Annotated in this window: 21 protein-coding genes; 16 read left to right on the top strand and 5 right to left on the bottom strand. The window is 69.7% G+C overall.

Annotation, left to right across the window (positions count from 1 at the left end; translation table 11 throughout):
* Window positions 1-51: 51 nt before the first annotated feature.
* The 4 genes from dctP to ACN5W5_RS07750 all read right to left on the bottom strand — a co-directional run bounded on the left by dctP (window position 52) and on the right by ACN5W5_RS07750 (window position 5034).
* Window positions 52-1203, bottom strand: a complete 1152-nt coding sequence (gene dctP, locus ACN5W5_RS07765; RefSeq protein WP_420047953.1) for a TRAP transporter substrate-binding protein DctP — start codon at window positions 1201-1203, stop codon at window positions 52-54.
* A gap of 74 nt (window positions 1204-1277) precedes the next feature.
* Complete coding sequence (locus ACN5W5_RS07760) at window positions 1278-2099, bottom strand: crotonase/enoyl-CoA hydratase family protein (protein ID WP_420047952.1); 822 nt, start codon at window positions 2097-2099, stop codon at window positions 1278-1280.
* The gene (locus tag ACN5W5_RS07755) at window positions 2096-2902 is read right to left on the bottom strand and encodes an enoyl-CoA hydratase/isomerase family protein (RefSeq protein WP_420047951.1); all 807 of its coding nucleotides are present in this window, start codon (window positions 2900-2902) and stop codon (window positions 2096-2098) included. Before ACN5W5_RS07755 ends, ACN5W5_RS07760 begins: the two co-directional genes overlap by 4 nt.
* A 74-nt stretch (window positions 2903-2976) precedes the next feature.
* Window positions 2977-5034 (bottom strand): FAD-dependent oxidoreductase, encoded by a 2058-nt coding sequence (locus ACN5W5_RS07750; protein WP_420047950.1) that lies wholly within the window; start codon window positions 5032-5034, stop codon window positions 2977-2979.
* Between the two features lie 137 nt (window positions 5035-5171).
* Between ACN5W5_RS07750 and ACN5W5_RS07745 the strand changes: the two genes are divergently transcribed.
* From ACN5W5_RS07745 to ACN5W5_RS07700, 10 genes are all read left to right on the top strand, one after another.
* The gene (locus ACN5W5_RS07745; protein WP_420047949.1) at window positions 5172-5780 is read left to right on the top strand and encodes a DUF2889 domain-containing protein; all 609 of its coding nucleotides are present in this window, start codon (window positions 5172-5174) and stop codon (window positions 5778-5780) included.
* 144 nt (window positions 5781-5924) lie between these two features.
* Window positions 5925-7556 carry a class I adenylate-forming enzyme family protein gene (locus ACN5W5_RS07740; protein WP_420047948.1) on the top strand — a complete coding sequence of 544 codons (1632 nt, stop codon included), beginning with the start codon at window positions 5925-5927 and terminating at the stop codon, window positions 7554-7556.
* The gene (locus tag ACN5W5_RS07735) at window positions 7553-8335 is read left to right on the top strand and encodes an SDR family NAD(P)-dependent oxidoreductase (protein ID WP_420047947.1); all 783 of its coding nucleotides are present in this window, start codon (window positions 7553-7555) and stop codon (window positions 8333-8335) included. Before ACN5W5_RS07740 ends, ACN5W5_RS07735 begins: the two co-directional genes overlap by 4 nt.
* A 5-nt stretch (window positions 8336-8340) precedes the next feature.
* On the top strand, window positions 8341-9381 hold the full coding sequence (locus ACN5W5_RS07730; RefSeq protein WP_420047946.1) for a phosphotransferase: 1041 nt from the start codon (window positions 8341-8343) through the stop codon (window positions 9379-9381).
* Between the two features lie 24 nt (window positions 9382-9405).
* Window positions 9406-10620 carry an acyl-CoA dehydrogenase family protein gene (locus ACN5W5_RS07725; protein ID WP_420047945.1) on the top strand — a complete coding sequence of 405 codons (1215 nt, stop codon included), beginning with the start codon at window positions 9406-9408 and terminating at the stop codon, window positions 10618-10620.
* 219 nt (window positions 10621-10839) lie between these two features.
* A complete protein-coding gene (locus tag ACN5W5_RS07720; RefSeq protein WP_420047944.1) occupies window positions 10840-11679 on the top strand; it encodes a helix-turn-helix domain-containing protein in 840 nt (279 codons plus the stop codon).
* Between the two features lie 219 nt (window positions 11680-11898).
* Window positions 11899-12675 (top strand): glucose 1-dehydrogenase, encoded by a 777-nt coding sequence (locus tag ACN5W5_RS07715; RefSeq protein WP_420047943.1) that lies wholly within the window; start codon window positions 11899-11901, stop codon window positions 12673-12675.
* A gap of 10 nt (window positions 12676-12685) precedes the next feature.
* Window positions 12686-13687 (top strand): NADPH:quinone oxidoreductase family protein, encoded by a 1002-nt coding sequence (locus tag ACN5W5_RS07710; protein ID WP_420047942.1) that lies wholly within the window; start codon window positions 12686-12688, stop codon window positions 13685-13687.
* Complete coding sequence (locus ACN5W5_RS07705) at window positions 13684-13983, top strand: hypothetical protein (RefSeq protein ID WP_420047941.1); 300 nt, start codon at window positions 13684-13686, stop codon at window positions 13981-13983. Before ACN5W5_RS07710 ends, ACN5W5_RS07705 begins: the two co-directional genes overlap by 4 nt.
* Window positions 13976-14890, top strand: coding sequence for a DMT family transporter (locus ACN5W5_RS07700; RefSeq protein ID WP_420047940.1), 915 nt, complete (start codon window positions 13976-13978; stop codon window positions 14888-14890). Before ACN5W5_RS07705 ends, ACN5W5_RS07700 begins: the two co-directional genes overlap by 8 nt.
* A gap of 58 nt (window positions 14891-14948) precedes the next feature.
* On the opposite strand, the gene ACN5W5_RS07695 is transcribed toward ACN5W5_RS07700, so the two are convergent.
* Window positions 14949-16751, bottom strand: coding sequence for an acyclic terpene utilization AtuA family protein (locus ACN5W5_RS07695; RefSeq protein WP_420047939.1), 1803 nt, complete (start codon window positions 16749-16751; stop codon window positions 14949-14951).
* Window positions 16752-16949: 198 nt separating this feature from the next.
* On the opposite strand from ACN5W5_RS07695, the gene ACN5W5_RS07690 reads away from it, so the two are divergent.
* The 6 genes from ACN5W5_RS07690 to ACN5W5_RS07665 all read left to right on the top strand — a co-directional run bounded on the left by ACN5W5_RS07690 (window position 16950) and on the right by ACN5W5_RS07665 (window position 24401).
* Window positions 16950-17726, top strand: coding sequence for a hypothetical protein (locus ACN5W5_RS07690; RefSeq protein ID WP_420047938.1), 777 nt, complete (start codon window positions 16950-16952; stop codon window positions 17724-17726).
* A 51-nt stretch (window positions 17727-17777) separates the two neighbouring features.
* Window positions 17778-19619 carry an acyl-CoA dehydrogenase gene (locus tag ACN5W5_RS07685; protein WP_420047937.1) on the top strand — a complete coding sequence of 614 codons (1842 nt, stop codon included), beginning with the start codon at window positions 17778-17780 and terminating at the stop codon, window positions 19617-19619.
* Between the two features lie 98 nt (window positions 19620-19717).
* Window positions 19718-20887, top strand: a complete 1170-nt coding sequence (locus tag ACN5W5_RS07680; protein ID WP_420047936.1) for an acyl-CoA dehydrogenase family protein — start codon at window positions 19718-19720, stop codon at window positions 20885-20887.
* Between the two features lie 13 nt (window positions 20888-20900).
* Window positions 20901-21698: a TIGR03084 family metal-binding protein gene (locus ACN5W5_RS07675; protein ID WP_420047935.1), complete on the top strand. Its 798-nt coding sequence runs from the start codon at window positions 20901-20903 to the stop codon at window positions 21696-21698.
* Between the two features lie 13 nt (window positions 21699-21711).
* Window positions 21712-22584 (top strand): phosphatidylglycerol lysyltransferase domain-containing protein, encoded by an 873-nt coding sequence (locus tag ACN5W5_RS07670; protein ID WP_420048175.1) that lies wholly within the window; start codon window positions 21712-21714, stop codon window positions 22582-22584.
* A gap of 197 nt (window positions 22585-22781) precedes the next feature.
* Window positions 22782-24401, top strand: a complete 1620-nt coding sequence (locus ACN5W5_RS07665) for an acyl-CoA carboxylase subunit beta (RefSeq protein WP_420047934.1) — start codon at window positions 22782-22784, stop codon at window positions 24399-24401.
* Window positions 24402-24410 lie beyond the last annotated feature (9 nt).

The raw sequence follows: 24410 nt of genomic DNA, 5'->3' as shown, positions 1-24410 counted from the left end.
GAGGGCCACGGCGGGCCCTCCGGGTTGCGGCGTCAGCGGATCGTCAAGGCCTCACCTGGCCATGCCATGGGCCTTGACGTCGACCTTGGAAAACACCTCGTTCCAGTACAGGTCGGCCAGGGCTTCGGCACTGTTCACGGGCTCGACCAGCTTGGTCCACTTGTCCACCAGCGGACGCATGGCGGCGATCAGGGCGTCGGCCCGCTTGACGTTGTGCTGCTTGGTGTAGCTGGCGCCAATGCCCGTCACGTCGGCTTCGATGGCGGTGCGCGAGGCCTTGAGCAGGGCCGGGTCGGCCTGGTTCATCCTGGCACCCTTGGCGACGGCCTGTTCGACGTCGCGCTTGGCGTAGGTGTAGTAGCGCCAGGTCACCTGGGCACCCATCACGGCGCCGGCGTGCAGCATGCCCTTGCGCTGGCTTTCGTTGAGCTTCTGCCAGACCTCCTGGTTCATGTTGGTGGTCGAGCCGGTGAACACGCCGCCGGGCAGGCTGGCCGTGATGTCGGTGGTCACTTCCTTGAGGTTCAGGCCGCTGAGTTCGGGGGCGGACTGGATGCTGCACTCGACGACCTTCTGCTTCATGGCTTCGAAGATCTCGTTGCCCGGCAGCGAGGCCGGCGTGGCACCCATCTGGCGGGCCCAGCGGGCCCAGGCGGCGCCGCCGGCCCGCAGGCGTGCGCCCTTGAGATCGTCGGCCGTGCGGATGGGCTTGGTGCACAGCAGCATGTAGGGCGAGCTGCCGCCGGTGCCGGTGTAGACCTGGCCCTGGCGGGCGAAGTCGGTGTTGCACTCGGTGCACTGGTTGAAGATGAAGTCGGCCATGGCGCCGGCGTAGGCCATGCCGGCCTTGTCGCCCGGCTTGTCCTGCAGGGCCAGCAGCATGGACAGCTCGGAGGCCATGTTCACGTGCGGGTACTCGGCGGGCGAGTAGGGCGTGAGCACGTAGCCGATGTCGGCGATGCCCTTGCCCAGGCCGGACGACATCTCGGCCAGGTTCAGCAGGGACAGGTCGTACACCTTGAGGTTGACGGTGTTGTCGGTGTACTTCCTGACCGCCTCGGCATAGACCCGTGCCGATTCCGGTGCGGCACCGGTCGGGAAGCCGACGGCGTAGCGCAGGGTGGTCTGGGCCAGTGCTGCGGTGGCGCCGAGGGTGCCGGCGGCCACGGCGGCGGTGGCGAGCAGGGTGCGGATGGGTTGCATGGTCTCTTGTCTCCTGGTTGTGGGCCCCGTGGCGGGGCATGTGTGAAAACGGTGCGGTGCGGCCGGTGGCCGGCTCAGTCCCGGAAGACGGGCGGGCGCTTCTCGCGTGCGGCGGTGACGGCTTCATCCAGGTCCTGCGAATACAGCATGGCGGCGTTCCAGGTGGCCACGTGGTCCAGCCCGTCGGCGATGCGGTGGTCGCGTGCGTGGTTGAGCATGTGCTTGGTCCCGCGCAGGGCCAGCGGCGATTTGGCCGCGAGGGTGCGGGCGACTTCCGTCACGCCGTCCGCCAGGGCCTGATCGCTGTCGAAACAGCGGTTGACCAGGCGCATCGCCTGGGCTTCGGTGCCGTCGATGCGCCGTCCGGTGAACGCCATCTCGCGGGCCAGGCCTTCGCCGACCAGGCGCGGCAGGCGCTGCAGCGTGCCCACGTCGGCCACCAGGCCGACGTCGATTTCCTTGACGCAGAACCAGGCCTGGGCGCTGGCATAGCGCAGGTCACAGGCCGCGATGATGTCGATGCCGCCGCCGACGCAGGCGGCGTGCACGGAAGCGATCACCGGCTTGGCGCAGCGCTCGATGGCGGTGACGGTGTCCTGGATGTCCAGGATGTGTTCGCGCAGCCGCTCGCGGGAACGGCCCTCGCAGGTGTCGCTGGTGAGCTGGCGCAGTTCGTCGAAGGTGGCCAGGTCCAGTCCGGCGCAGAAGTGGCGGCCGCGCGCCTCCAGGATGCCGACGCGGGCGGCATCGGTGCGGCCCAGCCAGCGCATGGCCTCGCGCAGTTCGACCCACATGCGCAGGTTGATGGCGTTGGCCTTGTCGGGCCGGTTCAGGGCGATGCGGGCGATCCCCTGGTCCAGGCTGATGGCCAGGGTCGCCATGTGCGGTGTCGTCATGCCGAGGGCTCCGGTGCGCCGGCGAAGCGGGGCGCGCGCTTGTCCATGAAGGCCTGCACGCCCTCGCGGGCATCGGCCGTCGAGCCGCTGGCCACCATGCCCAGGTGCTCCAGGGCGAGCTGCTGCTGCAGGCTGTGGCTGGCGGCCTGGTCGACCAGGGTCTTGACGCGGGCCAGCGATCCGGTGGCGCCACGCGCCAGGGCACGCACCAGGGCCTCGGCCGCCGGCATGAGGGCGTCGTCGGCATGCACCTCGGCCACCAGTCCGGCCGCCAGGCATTGCGCCGCGTTCAAGGGCTGGTTGGTGAACAGGATGTGTTTGGCGCGCATGGGACCGACCAGCCGCGTGAGCGCCCAGGAGACGCCGACGTCGGGGCTCAGGCCGATGGCCGAATAGCCGCCGCGCAGCTTCATCGATTCACCGGCCAGCACGATGTCGGCGCACAGCGCCACGCCGATGCCGCCACCGCCCAGCGATCCGTTGACCGCGCTCACCACCGGCACGGGCAGCGTGGCGAGGGTGTGGATGGCCGCGTGCAGCGGCGGGATGGTGCGGTCGAGCAGGGTGGCGATGTCGTCCGTTGCGACAAAGCCCCGGATGTCGCCGCCGGCACAGAAGTGCGGCCCGCGGGCGGCGAGCAGGACGGCGCGCACGGCACCCGCCTGCTGGGCCTGCGCCAGCTGCCGCGTGACGTCGATGAAGGCCTGGCCCATGGCCTCGTCGAGCACGTTGGCCTGCTCCGGGCGGTTGAGGGTGACGCGGGCGACGGTGTCCTGGATGTCCAGCAGGATGGGGGGTGTCATGGCGGGTCAGTTTGAAGTACGCCTTGCAGTGCGTCTTGCGTCCACTGGCTGTGCGTCACGGACGGGGGACCCGGCTACAGGCTGGCCGCCAGCCGGGTGCCTTCGTCGATCGCGCGGGCCGCGTCCAGTTCGCTGGCCAGGCGTGCGCCGCCAATGGCCGTGACGGCCTGGCCCGCGGCCTGCAGCGTGGCCAGCAGGCGGTCTTCGGACTCCTGGCCGGCACAGATGACGATGCTGTCCACGGCCAGCTCCCTGGGTTCGCCCCGGACACGCAGGTGCAGGCGCAGTTCCTGCCGGTCTTCGTTGCGCTCGATGCGTTCGTACTCGATGCCCGCCCACATCTGCACGCCGCGCCGGCCCAGCAGCGCGCGGCGGATCCAGCCGGTCGTCTTGCCCAGGCGCTTGCCCAGCGCTTCGTCCTTGCGCTGCAGCAGCCAGACCTGGCGCGGCGGGCGGGGCGCGTGGGGCTGGGTCAGGCCGCCACGTTCGGTGACGGTGAAGTCGATGCCCCAGGTGGCGGCAAAGTGGTGGCGTTCGTCGCGGGTGCCCAGGTCTTCATGGGTGAGCATTTCGGTGACGTCGAAGCCGATGCCGCCGGCGCCGATGACGGCCACCCTCGGGCCGGCGGTGAAGCGACCTTCGATCAGGCCTGTGTAGTCCAGCACGCCGGGCAGGTCGATGCCGGGAATGGCGGGCTTGCGGGGCCGGATGCCGGTGGCCAGGATCACGTGGTCGAACCGCGGCGCTGACAGGTCGTCCGCCGTGGCGGTGGTGTTCAGGCGCGTCTGCACGCCCGTGTGCCGCAGGCGGGATTCGAAGTGACGCAAGGTCTGGGCGTACTCTTCCTTGCCGGGAATCCGGCGCGCCAGGTTGAACTGGCCACCGATGCGCGGTGCCGTGTCGAACAGGGTGACCTCATGGCCGCGTTCGGCCGCCGTCGCCGCAGCGGCCATGCCGCCCGGGCCCGCGCCCACCACGGCGATGCGGCGCCTGCCGCCGGCCGGCCGGATCACCAGTTCGGTCTCGCGGCAGGCGCGCGGGTTGACCAGGCAACCGGTGATCCGACCGGAGAATGCCGCGTCCAGGCAGCCCTGGTTGCACGCGATGCAGGTGTTGATGTCATCGCCGTGGCCCCGGCGTGCCTTGGCGACGAAAGCCGCATCGGCCAGCAAGGGCCGGGCCATGGAGACCAGATCGGCGTCGCCGCGTGCCAGGATCTGTTCGGCGTCCTCCGGGGTGTTGATGCGGTTGCTGGCCACCACCGGGATCCGCAGCAGCTGTTTGAGGCGCGCGGTCAGTTCGACAAAGGCGGCCCGGGGCACCAGCGTGGCAATGGTGGGGATGCGGGCTTCGTGCCAGCCGACGTAGGGGTTGATGATGGAGGCGCCGGCGTCCTGGATGGCCCGGGCCAGCATGGCCACCTCGTCCCAGGTGCATCCGCCCTCCACCAGGTCCAGCATCGAGAGCCGGTAGATGAGGATGAAGCGGGGGCCCGTTGCTTCGCGGACGCGGCGCACGGCCTCGACCGCGAAGCGCATGCGGTGGCTGGCGCTGCCGCCCCATTCGTCGGTCCGCTGGTTGGCGCGGGGGGCGGCGAACTGGTTGATCAGGTAGCCCTCGGCGCCCATCACTTCCACCCCGTCGTAGCCGGCGTCCCTGGCCAGCCGGGCCGCGCGGGCGTAGTCGTCCAGCGTGCGCTGGATGTCGGCTTCGGTCATGGCACGCGGCGTCTCGGACGACAGGGGCGATTTCAGCGCGGACGGTGCAACGCCCTGGCCGTGCCGGGCGTAGCGTCCGGCGTGCAGCAGCTGCAGGGCCACGAGCGAACCGTGGGCGTGCACCGCGTCGGTGATGGCCCGGTGGGGTTCGGCGTCGGCCGCATCCGAGATGGTCCTCATGCCGGGAAACATGTTGCCCTCGGCGTTGGGCGAGAGACCGCCCGTGACGATGAGGGCCACGCCGCCGGCGGCGCGCTCGCCGTAGAAGGCCGCCAGGCGGGCCATGCCGCCGGGCTGTTCTTCGAGTCCGGTGTGCATCGAACCCATCATGACGCGGCAGGGCAGCGTGACCTGGCTGCCATCGGCATGGGTGATCGTGAACGGTGAGAGGAGCGTGGGGTAGGCCGGGTTCATGCGGCCGGATTGTCAAAGCGGACCCGCCGCGCGTCTTGCGGAATCTGGTTGCTGCTGTCCGGTGCCGTGAGGCGCTTCGCAGCCATTGGGCGCAAGACAAGACCGTCACCGGCCGCCAGACTGGGGTGTCCGACGTCGTGAACACCCTGATCCGAAAGTGCCTGCGCATGCCATTGCCGCCTCCTGAACGTCCGCGCGAACCGCTGCAGAAGCGCCAGATCCGCATCGAGGGTTTTCGCCGGGATGACGGGCTGTGGGACGTCGAAGGCCACCTGCTGGACACCTTGCCCGAGGATGTCCAGGTGGCCGGTCAGTGGCGCCGCGCGGGTGAGGCCATGCATGCCATGAGCCTGCGCCTGACGGTGGACCGACAGGCGCAGATCCTGGCCGCGAGCGCGGTGTCCGATGCGCATCCGTTCGGGGGCGTGTGCGGCACGATTGCCCCGGCCTATGAGCGGCTGGTCGGCCTGAAGGTGGGGCCCGGTTACCGGCGCCGGGTGCAGGAGCTGTTTCCCGCCTCGGGCGGCTGTACCCACCTGAGCGAACTGGCCATCGCCATGGGCACCGGCGTGCTGCAGACCCTGGCGAGGACGCTCATGCGCGACCCGGATGTCAGGCCGTTCAGCCTGGACGGCTGCCATGCGCTGATGACCGATGGCCCGGTGGTGCGCGAGTTCCATCCGCGCTGGTACCGGGGACCGGCCGACGGCGAAGGTGCCGGGGCGGCTGGCCGACGGACCGGGTGATGCGCATGTGACGCCGGCGCGGTGTGGCCGGCGGCGGGCAGCCAGTTGGCACAAGACCTGGCCCGGGCCTGTCCATAGGATGGCTGGCAGGCCGCGAAACGGCGGCCATTCCCGTCAGAACAACCCTTTGGAGACAAGCCTCTCATGAGCATCACGGAAGCGGTGGCGGACGGTCAGGCGACCACGGCCCTGGACATGAACCTCATCGAACGGGTGTGCGTGGCGGATATCGTCCAGCGCAGCGCCGACGTGTTTCCCGACCGGGTGGCGGTGGTCGATGGCGAGCGCCAGGTCACCTACCAGGCGCTCAATGTCCTGGTCGACCGGCTGGGCCATGCCCTGCTGGGTCTCGGGCTGCGGCACCAGGACGTGGTGGCGCTGGCCTCGCGCAACACGCTGGAGCTGCTGGTGACCTATTTCGCCTGCGCCCGCGCCGGCCTCATCTGCATGCCGGTCAACCTGGGCCTGCGGGCACACGAGATCGCCTTCTGCCTGCGCGATGCCAAAGCCCGCGTGATGATTGCCGAGGGCGCGCTGGACGAGGTGGTGCGCCCGGCGATGAAGGAGGGACCGCCGGAGCTGCAGCGCGTGTTCTGGTTCGGCGCCGAGGGGGTGGCGCCGGCCGAGGATTTTGATGTCCTGCTGAACTCGGGCGGCGCCGGTCCGCTGGAGGTGCTGGTCGGCGACCGCGACATCGTGCAGCTGCTCTACACCAGCGGCACGACCGCCCACCCCAAGGGTGTGCTGACCAGCCACCTGGCCGTGACCATGGCCGGCCTGTCCAATGCCATCGGACACCGCTGCGATGCGGACTCGGTGGCACTGGTGGCCCTGCCGCTGTTCCATTGCGCCATGCTCAATTCGATCACCGTGCCGTTCTTCGTCGTCGGTGCCCGGGTCGTGCTGTGCAAGGGATTCGAGCCGGCGGCAACGGCCCGGCTGATCGACGAGCAGCGGGTCAGCGTGATGGTGCTGCTGCCCATGATGTACGGCATGTGGCTCACCGATCCGGTCTACACGGGCCGCACTTTCCCGTCGATGAAGCGGGCCATGTACGCCATGGCGCCCCTGCCGCCGGAGCGGCTGGAGGCGATCCACCGGATGTTCCCGGACGCCGACGTGGTGCTGGGTTCCGGCCAGACCGAGTTCACGCCGGCGACCTGCATGCAGCGGCCCGAACACCAGTGGTCCAAGGCGGCCACCTGGGGCACCGCGACCGCGATGACCCGCGTGGCCATCATGGGCGAAGACGGCCGCCTGCTGCCGCGTGGCGAGACCGGCGAGATCGTCTACCGCGGCCCGCAGTGCATGCAGGGCTACCTGAACCTGCCGGAGGAGAACCGCAAGAGCTTCCGCCACGGCTGGTTCCACAGCGGCGACGTCGCCCATATCGACGAGGACGGCGCGATCTGGTTCAAGGACCGCTACAAGGACGTGATCAAGTCCGGTGGCGAGAACGTGACCTCGATCGAGGTCGAGCGCTGCCTGCTGCAGCACCCGGCGGTGATCGAGGCGGCGGTCGTGGGTGCGCCGCACGAGCGCTGGGGCGAGGCCGTGGTGGCCAGCGTGATCCTGGCGCCGGGGCAGCAGGCCGACGAGGCCGGGCTGATCGCGCACTGCCGGGAGCGCCTGGGCGGCTTCAAGGTGCCCAAGGCGATCCGCATCGTGCTGGAATTTCCCCGCACCGGCACCGGAAAAATCCAGAAGCACCTGATCCGCAGCGGGATGCGCGACCTGTTTGCCCAGGCCGGGGCCGATGACCGGAGCGTGCCGTGAGCCATCTGGACTTTGATGCCCTGTTCAACCTGCGTGGCAAGACCGCGCTGATCACCGGCGCCTCCAGCGGCATCGGCCTGCATGTGGCCCGGCTGTATGCCCGGGCCGGCGCGTCCGTGGCGCTGGCCGCGCGCCGTGTCGACCGCATCGAGGCGGCGGCGCAGGCGCTGCGCGACGAGGGGCACCAGGCCTGTGCGGTGCCCCTGGACCTGCTGGACGATGCGTCGGTCGGTGCGGCCATGGATGCCGCCGAAGCGCAGCTGGGTGCGCCGCTGAACCTGCTGTTCAACAACGCCGGCGTGCTTTACGCCGCGCGCTTCGTCGACCAGGACATGGCCGAGGTGGACAAGATGTTCGACACCAACCTGCGCGGCAATTTCCGCGTGGCGCAGGAGGCGGCGCGCCGCATGGGCCGGCACCGCGACGGCGTCATCATCAACGTCGCGTCGACGGCGGCGTTCGGCACCGGCGCCCACCTTTCGAGCTACTGCGCCTCCAAGGCCGGCCTGGCGCACCTCTCGCGCATCATGGCCCTGGAACTGGCCCCGCGCGGCATCCGGGTCAACGCCCTGTGCCCCGGCAATTTCGAGACCGACATGGCCGACACCTTCCGCGACAAGGGGTTCGACCAGAGCCTGATCGCTCGCACGCCGCTGCGCCGCTTCGGTCAGTTGCCCGACCTGGACGGTGCGGCCCTGCTGCTGGCCTCGGATGCCGGCCGCTACATGACGGGCGTCGCGCTGACCGTCGATGGCGGCCAGTTGCTCAGCTGGATGTGAGGCCCATGTCGAACGAGACCCGGACCCTCGATGCCGCATCCCTGCGGCGCTACCTGGCCGACCACCTCCCGGACCTGGGGCCGGCGCTGGAGATCCGGCCGTTTGCCGGCGGCCAGTCCAACCCCACCTTCCTGGTGACGGACGGCCAGCGCCGCCTGGTGCTGCGCAAGAAGCCGGAAGGCGAACTGCTGCCCTCGGCGCACGCGGTGGACCGCGAGTTCCACATCATCCGCGCGCTGCAGGGGACGGATGTGCCGGTTGCCCGTGCGGTCTGCCTGTGCGACGACCCTTCGGTCATCGGCACCATCTTCTACGTGATGGATTTCGTCGAGGGCCGCATCTTCTGGGACCCGGCGCTGCCCGAACTGCCGGGCGCCGAACGGCGCGCGCTCTACGGCGACATGAACCGGGTGGTGGCGGCCCTGCACGCCATCGATCCCAGGCAGGTGGGCCTGCAGGACTACGGTCGCCAGGGGCCATTCCTGGAGCGGCAGATTGCCCGCTGGTCGCGCCAGTACCAGGCTTCGGAGACCGAGCCGATTGAAGCCATGCACCGGCTGATGGCCTGGCTGCCGGCCAACATCCCCGACAGCGCCGCGCATGGCATCGTGCACGGCGACCTGCGGCTGGACAACATGATCTTCCACCCGCGCGAGCCGCGCGTGCTGGCCGTGCTCGACTGGGAGCTGTCGACCCTGGGCGACCCGCTGGCCGACCTGGCCTACCACATGCTGCCCTGGCACCTGACGGCGCAGGCGTTCCGTGGCATGGCCGGGAACGACCTGGCCGTGCTGGACATCCCGTCCGAGCGCGACTACCTGGACCAGTGGCTGCAGCGCACCGGCCATCCACCCGTTTCGACGGCGACCTGGACGGTGTACCTGGTCTACAACCTGTTTCGCCTGGCGGCCATCCTGCAGGGCATCACCCGGCGCGCGCTGGACGGTACCGCGGCCAGCAGCCATGCGAAGGAGACCGGGGCCAGGGCCGCGGTGATTGCCGACATCGCCTGGCAGATGGCCCGCCACCGGCTGGGCGCGATCTGACACCCCACCATCCCAAGGACCCCCATGGCTTTTGAACCCACCCCCCGCGTGATCGAACTCCAGCAACGCCTGAACGCGTTCATGGACGAGCACATCTATCCGAATGAAGAGCGCCACCTGCAGGAGGCCGAGTCCCTGGGGCCCTGGAAGGTGTTGCCCGTGGTCGAGGAGCTCAAGGACCGGGCCCGTGCCGCGGACCTGTGGAACCTGTTCCTGCCCGAGAGCGAGCACGGTGCCGGCCTGAGCAACCTGGAGTACGCCCCCTTGTGCGAAATCATGGGGCGTTCGCTGCTGGCACCGGAGGTCTTCAACTGCTCGGCGCCCGACACCGGCAACATGGAGGTGCTGGCCCGCTACGGCACGCCCGAGCAGCAGGAGCGCTGGCTCAAGCCTTTGCTGGCCGGCGAGATCCGCTCGTGTTTCGCCATGACCGAACCCGGGGTGGCCTCCAGCGATGCCACGAACATCGAGAGTTCCATCCGGCGCGAGGGCGACGAATACGTCATCAACGGCCACAAGTGGTACACGACCGGCGCGACCGATCCACGCTGCAAGATCTCGATCTTCATGGGCAAGTCCGACCCGGACAACCCGAACCGCCACCTGCAGCAATCCATGATCCTGGTGCCCATGGACAGCCCGGGCATCCAGATCCAGCGTTCGTTGCCGGTGTTCGGCTTCTACGGCATGCCCGACCGGGCCTCGGAGGTGGTCTTCGAGAACGTCCGTGTGCCCGCATCCAACATGCTGCTGGGCCAGGGGCGCGGTTTCGAGATCGCGCAGGGGCGCCTGGGGCCGGGCCGCATCCACCACTGCATGCGCCTGATCGGCCTGGCCGAGCGGACACTGGAGAAGATGTGCCGCCGGGCGCTCGACCGGGTGGCTTTCGGCCAGCCGGTGGCGACCCAGGGCGTGACCGTCGAACGCATCGCCCAGGCGCGCATCATGATCGAGCAGACCCGCCTGCTCACGCTCAACGCGGCCGAGCGCATGGACACGGTGGGCAACAAGGCGGCCAAGGCCGAGATCGCCATGATCAAGGTGGCCGCCCCCAACATGGCCTGCCAGGTGGTGGACTGGGCGATCCAGGTGCACGGCGGCGGTGGCACCAGCAACGACTTCGGCCTGACCCACGCCTACGCGATGGCCCGCCTGCTGCGTCTGGCCGACGGACCGGACGAGGTGCACCGCAACCAGATCGGCAAGCTGGAGCTGAGGAAATACCGGTCTGCGGCATGAATCCAGGGTAAACCCTGACGTTCGGGGCTGGCCAACTGTCCGTCAGGTGTCATCGGGAGCAACCTGGGCCGGCTAAGGTAGCCATATGACACAAGACGGGGGGAGAACCCCTGTCTACACTGGAACCCAGTTCACAGAACAACAGGCCAACGGCAGCCAGCAACCGCCGGGCAAGGTGCCGCAGGCCGGCGCCGAGTTGACGACATCCAGGAGACAGACATGCATGTGGACCTTGAGAGCCCCGGCGCCATTCCCGCGCGCCGCACCGGCAGTGCAGAGCGGGTGATGTGGATCACCCCGGACCGTGTGTTCTACGTGGGGCTGCTGGGCGTGCCGTCTGCCCGCAGCATGGGCGCCATCTCCCTGTACGTGGCGCTGGACGCCCCGGTTCACATCAGCGTGGAGGGCGGCGAATGGCAGACCGGCCATGTGGCCGTGGTGCAGCCCTACGTCAGCCACCGGGTGGCGTGCGATGCGCGCCAGATTGCCGTCATCCACGTCGAGCCCGAGTCGGTGGACTGCGCCAGTCTGCCCCCGATGCTGCGCCAGGCCAGTGGCCCGCTGGTGGCCGAGGCGTTCCGTGCGCGTGTGCTGCGCTGCCACGACGCCCTGATCCGCAACGGCCTGCAGGCCGATGCACCGATGTTCAATTTTGACGAACTGGTGTTTGGCGGTGCCCTGGCGGCCCGCACGGTGGACCCGCGCATCGCCCGCGTGCTCGACCGCATCCGCAACGACCCCTCCAGCCAGGCGCTGGCGCAGGACTGTGCCGAGCAGGTGCACCTGTCGTTCTCGCGGTTCCTGCACCTGTTCAAGAGCGAGGTCGGGGCCTCCTTCCGGAGCTTTCGCTCCTGGAAGCGCGCGCGCAGCCTGCTGCACTACGTGGTCGATCAGCGCACCACGCTGACCGATGTGGCCCTGGGGGCCGGCTATCCGGACTCGACCCACTTCAGCCACTCCATCCGGCAGGTCTACGGGCTCAAGCCCAAGGACATCTTTGCCGGTTCGCGCAAGCTGCGGGTGATCGGTCCGGCGCAGCCGCTGGCCCTGTACGCCTGAGGCACCGCGATCCTGGCCCGGGCTGACCGGGCTCCTCCCTGAAGAAGAACGAAGAGCCCGCCACAGGCGGACGGGCCAGGGCGGCGCGCGCCCGTGGCACGCGCACGCGCCGATCCGCTGACCCGCGCCCGCAGGAGCTGCCATGTCCCGCCTGTGCACGGACAACCCGTTCCATCAACTGGGCCAGCCAGGGCCCATCAGCCTTCCAGGAGATTGCGCATGAGTCCGTCCGCACCGAAGCATCCCTTCGACCTCACCGGCCAGGTGGCGCTGGTCACCGGCTCCACCATGGGCATCGGCGAAGCCACGGCCCGTGCGCTGGCCCGCGCCGGCGCGCACGTCGTCATCAGCAGCCGCAAGCCCGAGGACTGCGAGCGCGTGGCCGGCGAACTGTGCGCCGACGGCCTGAGTGCCGAGGGCCGGGCGTGCCACATCGGGCGCATGGAAGACATCGCCGCCATGGGCGAACACCTGCAGGCCACGCACGGCGGACTGGACATCCTGGTCAACAACGCGGTGCTCAGCCCGCTGCGCAGCATCGACGACACCGAGCCGGGGCTGTTCACCAAGACCGTGGAGGTCAACCTGCGCGGCTACTGGTACCTCTCGGTCGAGGCGACGAAGCGCATGAAGCCGCGCGGTGGCGGCAGCATCGTCAACATCGCCTCCATTGCGGCCTTGCATCCCGACCGCAACCTGGGCCTGTACTCCACGCTCAAGACGGCACTGATCGGCATGAGCCGCAGTTTCGCGCTGGAGTACGGCGCGCACGGCATCCGTGTGAACACGGTGATGCCGGGGCTCATCAAGACCAAGCTGGCCGGCGCCTACGACCCCGAGCAGCAGGCCCGCACCATCGCGCGCACGCCGGTGGGCCGGCTGGGCGAAGGCGAAGACATCGGCAACGCGGTGCTCTACCTGAGCAGCCCGGCGGCGGCCTTCGTGACCGGTGCCAGCCTGGTCGTCGATGGCGGCCTGACGATTGCTTCGCTCTGAAAGGACCGACATGAAAGCCGTGCTCTGCAGGCAATACGGTCCGCCGTCTTCCCTGGTGGTCGAGGACATCGCGTCGCCGCAGCCCGGACCGGGCGAGGTGGTGGTGGCCGTCCATGCCGCTTCGGTCAATTTTCCCGATGGCCTGATCATCGAGAACAAATACCAGTTCAAGCCCGAGTTGCCCTTCTCGCCCGGCGGCGAGGTGGCCGGCACGATCCGGGCCGTGGGCGAAGGCGTGACCGGCTGGTCGGTGGGCGAGCGGGTGATCGCGGTCTGTGGCTGGGGCGGCTTTGCCGAGGAGGTGCGCGTGGCGGCCGGCAAGCTGATCCGGCTGCCCGAGGGCATCGCCATGGATGCGGCGTCGGCCCTGGTCATCACCTATGGCACGACCCATTACGCCCTCAAGCTGCGCGGCCAGCTGCAGCCGGGCGAGACCCTGCTGGTGCTGGGTGCCGCCGGCGGCACCGGGCTGTCGGCGGTGGAGCTGGGCAAGCTCATGGGCGCGCGCGTGATCGCTGCGGCCTCCAGTGACGAGAAGCTGGCCCTGTGCCGGGCGGCCGGCGCGGACGGGCTCATCAACTACGCGACCGAGGACCTGCGCGAAGGCATCCAGCGGCTGACCGGTGGACGTGGCGTCGACGTGGTCTACGACCCGGTGGGTGGCGACTACACCGAAGCCGCGCTGCGCAGCATGGCCTGGGAAGGTCGCCTGCTCATCATCGGATTCACCACGGGAACCATTCCACGTCCACCGCTGAACCTGCCGCTGCTCAAGGGCTGTTCGCTGGTGGGCGTGTTCTACGGCGCGTTCACCGAGCGCGAGCCGGCCCGGGCCGATGCGCTGATGCAGGCGCTGCTGGGCTGGCTGCGCGAGGGGCGCATCCGTCCGGTCATCAGCGAGCACCTGCCGATCGAGGCCGCGGTGCAGGCCATGGAGACCGTGGGGCAGCGCCAGGCGCACGGCAAGATCGTGCTCACGACGGCCCTGGGCCGCCAGGCGGGACTGCCATGAAGGTCGCCGGTGTGGTGGTCACCGGCGGCGGCGGCATCGGCGCGCTGGCCATCGCCACCGACTGGCAGCGCCTGTGGCAGATCCCTGTGATGGCCCATGTGCACGCGGCCCGCGCCCTGGTGCCGCGCATGCTGGCGCGCGGACGCGGGCACCTGCTGTTCACGGCCTCGGCGGCCGGGGACTTCCTGATCCTGCCGCATCCGCAGGTCCGGGACCACATGGTCCGCCGCGCCCAGGGCCACGGGCGGTGGCTGAAGGCGATGCGGCCCTTCCACGCGCAGGCCGCCCGTGGCTGACGCCCGTGCGCGGGTGCGCGTCATGCTGCTGGTCACCACGCTGCTGTGGGGACTGAACCTGTCGGTGCTCAAGTGGCTGACCGGTTCGTTCGATCCGGTGCTGCTGTCGGCGGTGCGCATGGTGTCGGCCATCCTGCCGATGCTGGTCCTGGTGCGCTGTTGGCGCAGCTGGCAGTCGCCCGATCGCGGGCAGTGGCTGCAGCTGGTGGCCTGTGGCGTGCTGATGGTCTACCTCAACCAGTGGCTGCTGGCCGAGGGGCTCTCGCGCAGCTCGGCCACCAATGGCGCACTGATCACGGCGCTGAACCCGCTGATGTCGGCCATGCTGGCGCTGTGGCTGCTGGGCGAGGGCATCCACGGGCGGCGCCTGCTGGGCGTGGGGCTGGGGCTGGCCGGCGTGGCGCTGGTCATCCTGAACCGCCCAGGCGCCCAGCTGGTCCAGGGTGGTGTCGGTGATGCCCTGGTGGTGCTGGCGGTGCTGGTGTTCACGATGGGCGCGGTCATCATCCAGCGCCTGGCCGTGCGGCTGAACGCTGTCGTCATCGGCATCGGCATTCACGTGGTCGGCTCGACCTGCCTGGTGCTGCATGCGCTGCTGCAGATGGCATGGACAGGCACGGTGCCGGTGATGTCGGATTCGGCCAGCGTCTGGGGCATGGCCGTGGTTTCCGGCATGCTGTCCACCGGCATCGGCAACCTCCTGTGGAACCGCGCCATCGCCCTGGTGGGCATGGCCCGGGCGGCGGTCTGGCTGTACTGGGTGCCGCTGTTCGGCGTGGCATCGGCGGTCGGCTTGCTGGGCGAGCCCCTGACCGCATGGCACCTGGCCGGGCTGCTCACGGTGTTTGCCGGCACCTATCTGGGCACGCAACAGGGACCGGCGCCGCGGGCTGTCGAACAGGTTTAGGGGCCAGCCCGCCGGGCCCTGGCGGTGGGCGCCGGCGCCACGGAAGGAGGGCCGGCCCTCAGTCGGCCGCACCCAGCTGGCGGGCCAGCGACGCGGGCACGCGCACCGGCATGTCCAGCAGCATCTGCCCCATGCCCTTGCCCAGCGGGTCCATGCGGCTGGAGGCGGGGCCGCCGCCGTCCAGCGCGTCGTTCATGGTGATGTTCATGGCGTGGAGGCCGGGCAGGTAGAAGCGGCGCACCTCGCCCTGGACCAGGTGGGCGAAATAGGCCTTGACGGCCTCGGGTGTCAGCCGGGCCCAGATCAGCGGCATCCAGGCCGGATCGCGGGCGATGATGCCGATGTTGGAGATGTCGCCCTTGTCGCCGCTGCGCGCCCAGGCCAGTCGCACCAGCGGCACGTCCACGGTGTCGCCGGCCGGATCGCTCCAGTCGGCCGGTGACAGCGGGGCTGGCGGCTCGGCGCTGCCGGTGCCGGCCGGGATGCTGGCCGGTGCCGGTACGCCATCGATGACCACGCTCACGGGCACCTCGCTCTTCTTCACCAGCAGCGACAGCGGCTTGATGTTGGGCGATGCGCTCGGACGCCCGCTGCTCGGCCCCGTGGTGCCGGGCGACCACGAGGTGCCCGAAGGGGCGATCTCGCGGGCGAAGATCTCGAGGGCCTGCTTCATCGGGTGGGTGACCGCGATGCGCACCATCACCTCGCGCGAGGCGCCGGTGCGGGCATGCGGCCCGTACAGCGTTTCCGCGCCGAGCAGGGCCACGTTCGCGCTGGTGTAGTCGGGCAGGCCGAGCGATTTCAGGATCTGGCGCGTGCGGGCGATGACGGCCTCGCCGGTGCGCCGGGCCTTGGCGGCCGCATCGATGCCGATGATCACCATCGTGCCGGCGCAGCGGTAGCCGTCGAGCTGCGTGGCCGAGACCTTGTAGCTGTCGGTCGGTGCGCGGCCCAGCGCGCCGCTGACGCGCACCCGGTCGGCGCCGACCTGTTCGATGACGACCGAACGGAAGTCGCAGGTCACGTCGGGCAGCAGGTAGGCGCCGGGGTCGCCGATCTCGTAGAGCAGCTGTTCGGCGACGGCCGCGCGGGCGATGAGGCCGCCGGTGCCGGCGGGCTTGGTGACGTCGAAGCTGCCGTCGGCGCGGCATTCGATGATCGGGTAGCCGATGTGGGGCCAGTCCTCCACGCGCTCCCAGTCGGTGTGCAGGCCGCCGGTGGCCTGGCAGCCGCATTCGACGATGTGGCCGCCCAGGCTGCCGCCGGCGAGCTGGTCCAGGTCCTCGGAGGTCCAGCCGAACTCGTGGATCAGCGGGCCCAGTGTGGCGGCGCTGTCGACACCGCGGCCGGTGATGACGATGTCGGCACCGGCGGCGAGCGCCTGCGCCACCGGGAAGGCGCCCAGGTAGGTGTTGGCGCTGATGATCTTTTCAGGCAGTGCCTCGCCGGTGAACATGTCGCGTGTGCCCTGTTCCCGCAGGCGCGGCATCTGGGCGCTGATGTCGTCGCCCAGCACCACGGCGATCCGCGGGCTCAGGCCCTGCGCGGCGGCCATGGCCCTGAGCGCGTCGGCGCAGCCTTGCGGGTTGATGCCGCCGGCATTGGCCACGACCTTGATGCCCTGGCGCATGACCTCGGGCAGGACGGTCTTCATGGCGATGTCCACGAAATCGGTGGCGTAGCCCATCTCGGGCCGCTTGCTGCGCGCGGCGGCCAGGATGGCCATGGTCGTTTCCGCCAGGTAGTCGAACACCAGGTAGTCGATCTGCCCGGAATTGACGAGCTGGGGGGCGCCCACCATGCTGTCACCCCAGAACCCGGAGGCGCCACCGATGCGGACGGTCTTTTCTTGCTGAGCCATGCTGGTCTCCATTGAATGCGATGCGATGCCAGCGTAGCAGTCGGCGGCCCCGCTGGCTTGCGGGAAGTGGCTGGCCGCGCCCCGCGGCGGGCGTGATTGACCAATTGGCACAAGACGCGCGACAGGGCATGCACCACACTCCGGCCCCAGCCGCCCTGTGGCTTTTCTTCACCTTTCGATCAGGGACCCGGTTTGCTCATGACCTCCGTTCGTATGCAGGGGCCCGCCGATGAGGTCGTGTCCGCTTCCTTCTGTGTGCTCGGCCTGGGCGACGAGGTGCACTGGACATCGCTGGCCCTGATGCACGGCCTGCGCAGCCAGGGCTTTCGCGTCGCGGGGCTGCTGCCCCAGGCGGATGACGTGCAGTGGCATCGCGGACGCTGGCACAGCGAGCGCGTCCTGCAACTGCAGGAGGCCGGTTCGTTTGCCTTCCCGGTGTCGGCCCTGTGTCCCACGGTGCAGGGCGGATCGCCCGGGGTGCCGCCGCCGTTGCTCGATATCGAAGCCGTGGTCGACGCGGGTTCGGTCCTGGGTACCTGGGCCGACCTGGTGGTCGTCGACGCGCTGGGCACGCCGGACACCGGGCTGGCGAAACACAGGGCTGGCAGGCCCGTGAGGCCTGAGGCGGCTGACATGGCCGACGTGGCGCTGGCCATGGACTGGCCCGTGGTGGTGGCGTGCGATGACAGCGGGCAGGGCCTGCACGACGCCTGCCAGCTCGTGACGCGTCTTCGGGACCGGGGTCTTCGGGTCGTCGCCTGGATCCAGGCGGGGCTGACACCCATGGCCTGTGCCGCCGGACTGGTCTGTGTCGGGGCCATCCCCCGCACCGAGTTGCGCGAACCGGTCCAGGCCGCGCGCCATGTCGATCTGGTGCGCCTGCTGGGTGTGCTGGGGGTGCGGCGGTCCGGCGCCGGACCGCATGCCCACGGCGTCTCAGCCAATGCGCACAAGACAGGCGGACGGGCGGGCTGAACAATCGGCCACCGATGAATGCCACTGGCCGGCCGCGAGCCGGTATCCACCATGAATTTCCGCGCCACCCTCGACTTCCTGCTCATGGACTGGCTCCAGGCCGACCGCCTGACCCAGCGTCCCCGGTTTGCCGACCACTCCGCCGACACCTTTGCCGCCGTGCTCGATCTGAGCGAACGACTGGCCCAGGACAAGTTCGCCCCGTACAACCGCCTGGTCGATACCGAAGAGCCGCACTTCGACGGTGAGCGCGTCACGCTGCCGGCGGTCACCCGCGAGGCGGTCCAGGCGCATGCCGAGGCCGGCCTGCGGGCCGCGGGCCAGGATGCCGAGGTGGGTGGCATGCAGCTGCCCTACGTGGTGGAGGCCGCGTCGCGCACCTTCTTCATGAAGGCCAGCATCGGCATCGACGCCTATGCCATGCTGACCACGGCGAATGCCAACCTGCTCATGGCCCACGGCACGCCGGCGCAGCGCGCGGCCTTTGCCATGCCCGAGCTCGACGGCCGCTACACCGGCACCATGTGCCTGAGCGAGCCGCAGGCCGGGTCCAGCCTGGGCGACATCCTGACGCGCGCGGTGCCCGACGGCGACGACGCAGCCAGCGATCCGCTCGGGCCGCGGCACCGCCTGACGGGCCACAAGATGTGGATCTCCGGCGGCGAACACGACATGGCCGAGAACATCGTGCACCTGGTGCTGGCCAAGATCCCGGGGCCCGACGGCCGGCTGCCTGCGGGCGTCAAGGGCATCTCGCTGTTCATCGTTCCGCGCGTGCTGGTCGAGGCCGACGGGCGCCCGAGCGGCCAGCGCAACGATGTCTCGCTGGCCGGCCTGAACCACAAGCTGGGCTACCGCGGCACGGTCAACACCTTGCTGAATTTCGGCGAGGGACGCCATCCGGTGCGGGGGCAGGCCGGTGCGATCGGCTACCTCGTGGGCGCGCCCGGCGACGGACTGCGCTGCATGTTCCACATGATGAACGAGGCGCGCATCCAGGTCGGACTGGGCGCGACCATGCTGGGCTACGCCGGCTATGAAGCGGCGCTCGACTATGCGCGCCAGCGGCCGCAGGGGCGCCCCGCGGGCCCCGCCGGCAAGGATCCGGCTGTCCCGCAGCAGGCCATCATCGGCCACCCCGATGTGCGCCGCATGCTGCTGGCCCAGAAGGCGTATGCCGAAGGTGCGCTGGCGCTGGGGCTGTACTGCGCGCGCCTGGTGGACGAGAAGGCCACGGGCGAAGCCGCCGTTGCGGCCGACGCCGCCACGCTGCTGGAGCTGCTGACCCCGGTGGCCAAGAGCTGGCCCAGCGAGTGGTGCCAGGAAGCCAACAGCCTGGCCATCCAGGTGCACGGCGGCTATGGCTACACGCGCGATTTTCCGGTCGAGCAGTACTGGCGCGACAACCGCCTGAACATGATCCACGAGGGCACGCACGGCATCCAGGCGCAGGACCTGCTGGGGCGCAAGGTGCGGGCCGGTGACGGGCGCGCCCTGCGGCTCTGGACGGACCGTGTGCACGAGACGGCCGGCCATGCGCGCCAGGTGGCCTCGCTCGTGCCGCTGGCCGATGCGCTGGAGGACGCGGTGGCCCTGACCTCGGCGGCGACACAGGCCGCCTGGCGCCAGGGTCGCCACGATGTGGCGATGCACAACGCCATGGGCTACCTGCGCGGCTTTGGCCACACCGTGCTGGCCTGGTTGTGGCTGGACCTGGCGGTGCTGGCACACCGCCAGCTGGCTGGGGCCGGCGGCGACGACCGCCTGCTGCGCGGCAAGCTGGAAGCCGCGCGCTACTTCTTCCACCACGAGCTGCCACTGGTACAGGCCTGGCTGGCGCCGGTCATCGGTGCCGATGACCAGTTCGCCACGCTGGACACCGACGTGCTGTGAGCGGGACGGTACAGCCACTCGACGCAAGCCAGGGCGCCATGCCAATCCTAGAATGAACCACGGCCGGCCCTGCGCCGGTCGATCCTCACGAGACCGTCATGTTCGACTTTCCATCCGCACCCCACTACTTCACGTCCGAGCACGATGCCTTCCGCGACGCCCTGCGCGACTTCGTGGCCAAGGAAATCACGCCCTTCGCCGCCGACTGGGACGAGGCCGAGACCTTTCCGCGCGAGCTGTACCGCAAGGCCGCGGATATCGGCATCCTGGGCGTGGGTTACGACGAGGCCTATGGCGGCACGCCGGCCGATGTCTTCTACCACCTGATCGTCTCCGAGGAGATCGCGCGCTGCGGCGTGGGCGGCGTGGCCGCCTCGCTGCTCTCGCACACCATCGGCCTGCCGCCGGTGGCGGCGCATGGCAGCAGCGAGCTGAAGCAGCGCGTCATTCCGCAGGTGCTCAGTGGCGAGAAGATCGCCGCCCTGGCGGTGACCGAGCCCGGTGGCGGCTCCGATGTCGCCGCGCTCAGGGCCACCGCGGTGCGCGATGGTGACCACTATGTGCTCAATGGCGAGAAGGTGTTCATCACCTCCGGCATGCGGGCCGACTACATCACCGTGGCCGTGCGCACCGACCCGGCCAGCAAGGGACCTTCGGGCATCTCCGCGCTGCTCGTCGAGGGTGACGCGGCCGGCCTGTCGCGCAGCGCGCTCAAGAAGATGGGCTGGTGGGCGTCCGACACGGCGCACCTGCGCTTTGACAATGTGCGCGTCCCGGTCAGCCACCTGCTCGGCACCGAGAACCAGGGCTTCAAGGTGTTCATGAACAACTTCAACAGCGAGCGCCTGGGCATGTCGGCACAGGCCTGCACCTATGCCCAGGTCTGCCTGGAGGAGGCTGTCGAATGGGCGCGCGAGCGCAAGACCTTCGGCATGAGCCTGTCCGAACGCCAGGTCATCCGCCACAAGCTGATGGACATGTACGCCCGCATCGACGCGGCGCGCAGCCTGGTCTACGACCTGGCCTGGCGCCTGCGCGAGCGCGTGGGCGACGCCAACCAGCTGGTGGCGCGCACCTGCATGGCCAAGGTGCTGTCCACCCAGGCCATGCAGTACTGCGCCGACCAGGCGGTGCAGATCCTGGGCGGCATGGGCTTCATGCGCGGCACCCGCAGCGAACGCATCTACCGCGAGGTCAAGGTCATGATGATCGGCGGTGGCTCCGAGGAAATCATGAAAGACCTGGCAGCCCGCCAGCTGGGCATCTGAGGACCGACACGCCATGCGAGAGACCTGCCGCGACCTGCTCGACGAATACCGTGCCCTGGCCGACCTGTGCGCCACGCTGGGCCCCGAGGACTGGCGCCGTGAGACCACCTTCTATGGCTGGACACCGTGGGACGAGGTGGCGCACCTGTGCTATTTCGACCAGACCGCGCTGCAGTCGGTCAACGACCCCGAGACCTTCATCGCGGACGCCAAGGTGCTGGGCCGGCTCATGGCGGACGGTGGACAGATCAGCGCCGTGGCGCGCGAGACCTTCGGCGGGCTGGACGGACCGGCCCTGCTGGAGCGCTGGCGCGGCGCTTTCGAGCCGCTGGTGGCGGCCCTGGCCCGGCAGGATCCCAGGGCGCGCCTGAACTGGTACGGACCGACCATGAGCGCCCGCTCGTTTGCGACGGCGCGCCTGATGGAGACCTGGGCGCATGGCCAGGACATCTGGGACGTGATGCGCCGCCCGCGGCCCGGCAGCGCCCGGCTCAAGGCCATTGCGCACATCGGCGTGAGCACCTTCGGCTGGACCTTCGTCAACCGCCAGCTGCCGGTGCCCGGGGTGCAGCCTTTTGTCGAGCTGACCGCGCCCGACGGCAGCGTGCTGACCTGGGGTGATCCGTCGGCGACCGACTTCGTGCGCGGCAACCTGCAGGACTTCTGCCTGCTGGTGACCCAGCGCCGCAACCGCGCCGACACCGGCCTGACCTGGTCGGGCGATGCGGCCGAGCAGTGGACCCGTTTTGCCCAGTGCTTTGCCGGCCCGCCGGTCGATGGTCCGGCGCCCGGTCAGCGCCCGGCGCTGTGAGTTGCCGTTGAACGTGGCCCCGCAGGCGCCGGCGCTGGACCGCGGCCATGCCGAGCGGGTGACGGCGCTGATCCGGGCCCTGAGCGCGGGTTCGGGTGAGCGCTGCCTGTCCGAATACGCATTCGCCAACCTCTGGCTGTTCCGGCGTGAACACCGCTACCGCTTCACCGACGGCCCCTGGCCCTGGATCAGCGGTCTCACCTACGACGGCGAGCACCATGCGATGCCGCTGTTTGCCCTCGACCAGGCGCCGGCCGGGGTGATCGACGCCCTGCTGGCGCAACACGACTGCCTCTACCCGGTCCCGCTGGACCAGGCCCGGCGCCTGGACCCCTTGCGCTACCGGCACGAAGCGCGCCGTGACGATGCCGACTACCTCTACCCTGCCGACCACTTCCGGTACTACCGCGGTGCGCTGCTCAACAAGAAGCGCAACCTCATGAAGCAGCTGCTCAGGAGCCATGCCGTGCAGGCCGTTCCCTATGGTCCCGAGTGGCAGGGGCCGGCGCTGTGTGTGCTGGAAGGCTGGATGCACGACAAGGGCAAGCCGCCGGGCGGCGCCGACGAACAGCCCTGCCGCGACGCCCTGGCCGACGCCGATGCGCTGGGGCTGACCGGGTTCGGCTACCGGGTGGACGGCGAACCCGCCGGCTTCGTGCTGGCCGAGGCCCTGCAGCCCGGTGTCTACGCCATGCGCTTTGCCAAGAGCCTTGGACACCACAAGGGCCTGGCCCAGTACATGTTCCACCACTTCTGCACCCAGCGCACCGAAGCGCGGTGGCTCAACTTCGAGCAGGACCTGGGCCTGCCCAACTTCCGCCAGACCAAGCAGTCCTACCAGCCCGAGGCGCTGCTGGACAAGTGCCGCGTGCGCGCCATCGGCTGAACGCCAGCCCTCCGTCCGTCGGCCGGCGCTGGCGAACAAGGGACAACCCTTGCACCGATCAGCCAATTCTCGCAAGACATGCGGGGCGGGCTTCCCTACGATGCCAGTCACACCGGACATGTGGCTTCAGGCCGCTTCCGGGCGCGGCCGTCGTGACCTGGCGCACGGCGGCATCGAGCGAATCAACCGAGCACACCATGGCAAACATCGAGTCTTCCCTGTCCGTTGCCAGCGACGCCTACCGCGCCAACCGCGAAGGCATGCTGGCCCTGCTGGACCGCGTCCGGCTGTACGAGGCGCGCACCCGCCAGAAGTCCGCGGCGTCCCGCGAGCGCTTCGAGAAGCGCGGGCAGATGCTGCCCCGCGAGCGCCTGTCGCTGCTGCTGGATCCCGGCGCACCCTTCCTGGAGCTGTCCTCCCTGGCCGGCCTGGGCCTGGACAACCCGGACCTGGACAAGAGCGTGCCCGGCGGCGGCGTGATCACCGGCATCGGCTTCGTCAACGGCATCCGCTGCATGGTGCTGGCGTCCGACTCCGGCATCGATGCCGGCGCGCTCCAGCCCATGGGCCTGGACAAACTGCTGCGCGCGCAGGAACTGGCGCTGGAGAACAAGCTGCCCTACGTCCAGCTGGTCGAGAGCGCCGGCGCCAACCTCATGGCCTACCGCGTCGAGGATTTCGTGCGCGGCGGCAACAGCTTCCGCAACCTGGCCCTGCTGTCGGCCGCCGGCCAGCCGGTGGTCACCGTCACACACGGCTCGTCCACGGCGGGCGGTGCCTACCAGACCGGTCTGTCCGACTACATCATCCTGGTGCGGGGACGGTCCCGCGCCTTCCTGGCCGGACCGCCCCTGCTCAAGGCCGCCACGGGCGAAGTGGCGACCGAGGAGGAACTGGGTGGCGCGGTCATGCACAGCTCCGTCTCGGGTCTGGGCGACTACCTCGCCGAGGACGACCGGGACGCCCTGCGCATCGCCCGTGAAGTGATGGGCCAGATCGACTGGAACCACGGCATGCCGGCCGACGTGTCGCGCGCATTCAAGCCGCCCCGCTACGACAGCGAGGAGCTGATGGGCATCATGCCCATGGACCACAAGCGGCCGGTGAACATGAAGGAGGTGATCGCCCGCATTGCCGACGACTCCGAGTTCCTGGAGTTCGGCGAGAACTACGGTGGCGCCACGGTCTGCGGCCACATCAAGGTCGAGGGCTGGCCGCTGGGCGTGATCACCAACAACGGCCCCATCGATCCGGCCGGCGCCACCAAGGCCACGCACTTCATCCAGGCCTGCTGCCAGTCGAAAACGCCCATCCTCTACCTGAACAACACCACCGGTTTCATGGTGGGCAAGGCCTACGAAGAGAGCGGCATCATCAAGCACGGCTCCAAGATGATCCAGGCCGTGACCAACGCCACCGTGCCGCAGATCACCATCTACTGCGGTGCCTCGTTCGGCGCGGGCAACTACGGCATGTGCGGCCGCGGCTTCCACCCGCGCTTCTGCTTCTCCTGGCCCAACGCCAAGACCGCCGTCATGGGCGGCGAGCAGGCCGCCGAGACCATGGCCATCGTCACCGAGGCCGCGATGCGCCGCAAGGGTGAGGTCGACCAGGGAAAGATCGATGCGCTCAAGCAGAACATCATCGACCGCTTCGACCGCCAGATGAGTGTCTTCACCACCAGCGCCCAGCTGCTGGACGACGGCGTGATCGACCCGCGCGACACCCGCGCCGTGCTGGCCAACGTGCTGGCCGTCTGCCGTGAGGCCGCGGCCCGGCGGCCCCAAGCCATGCAGTTCTCCGTTGCCCGTCCCTGAGGACAGAGG

The sequence above is a fragment of the Hydrogenophaga sp. ZJX-1 genome (assembly GCF_048590325.1).
GTDB lineage: Bacteria > Pseudomonadota > Gammaproteobacteria > Burkholderiales > Burkholderiaceae_C > Hydrogenophaga.
The sequence above is the reverse complement of the archived record's forward strand: the minus strand, read 5'-3'. Positions and strand labels throughout refer to the sequence as shown.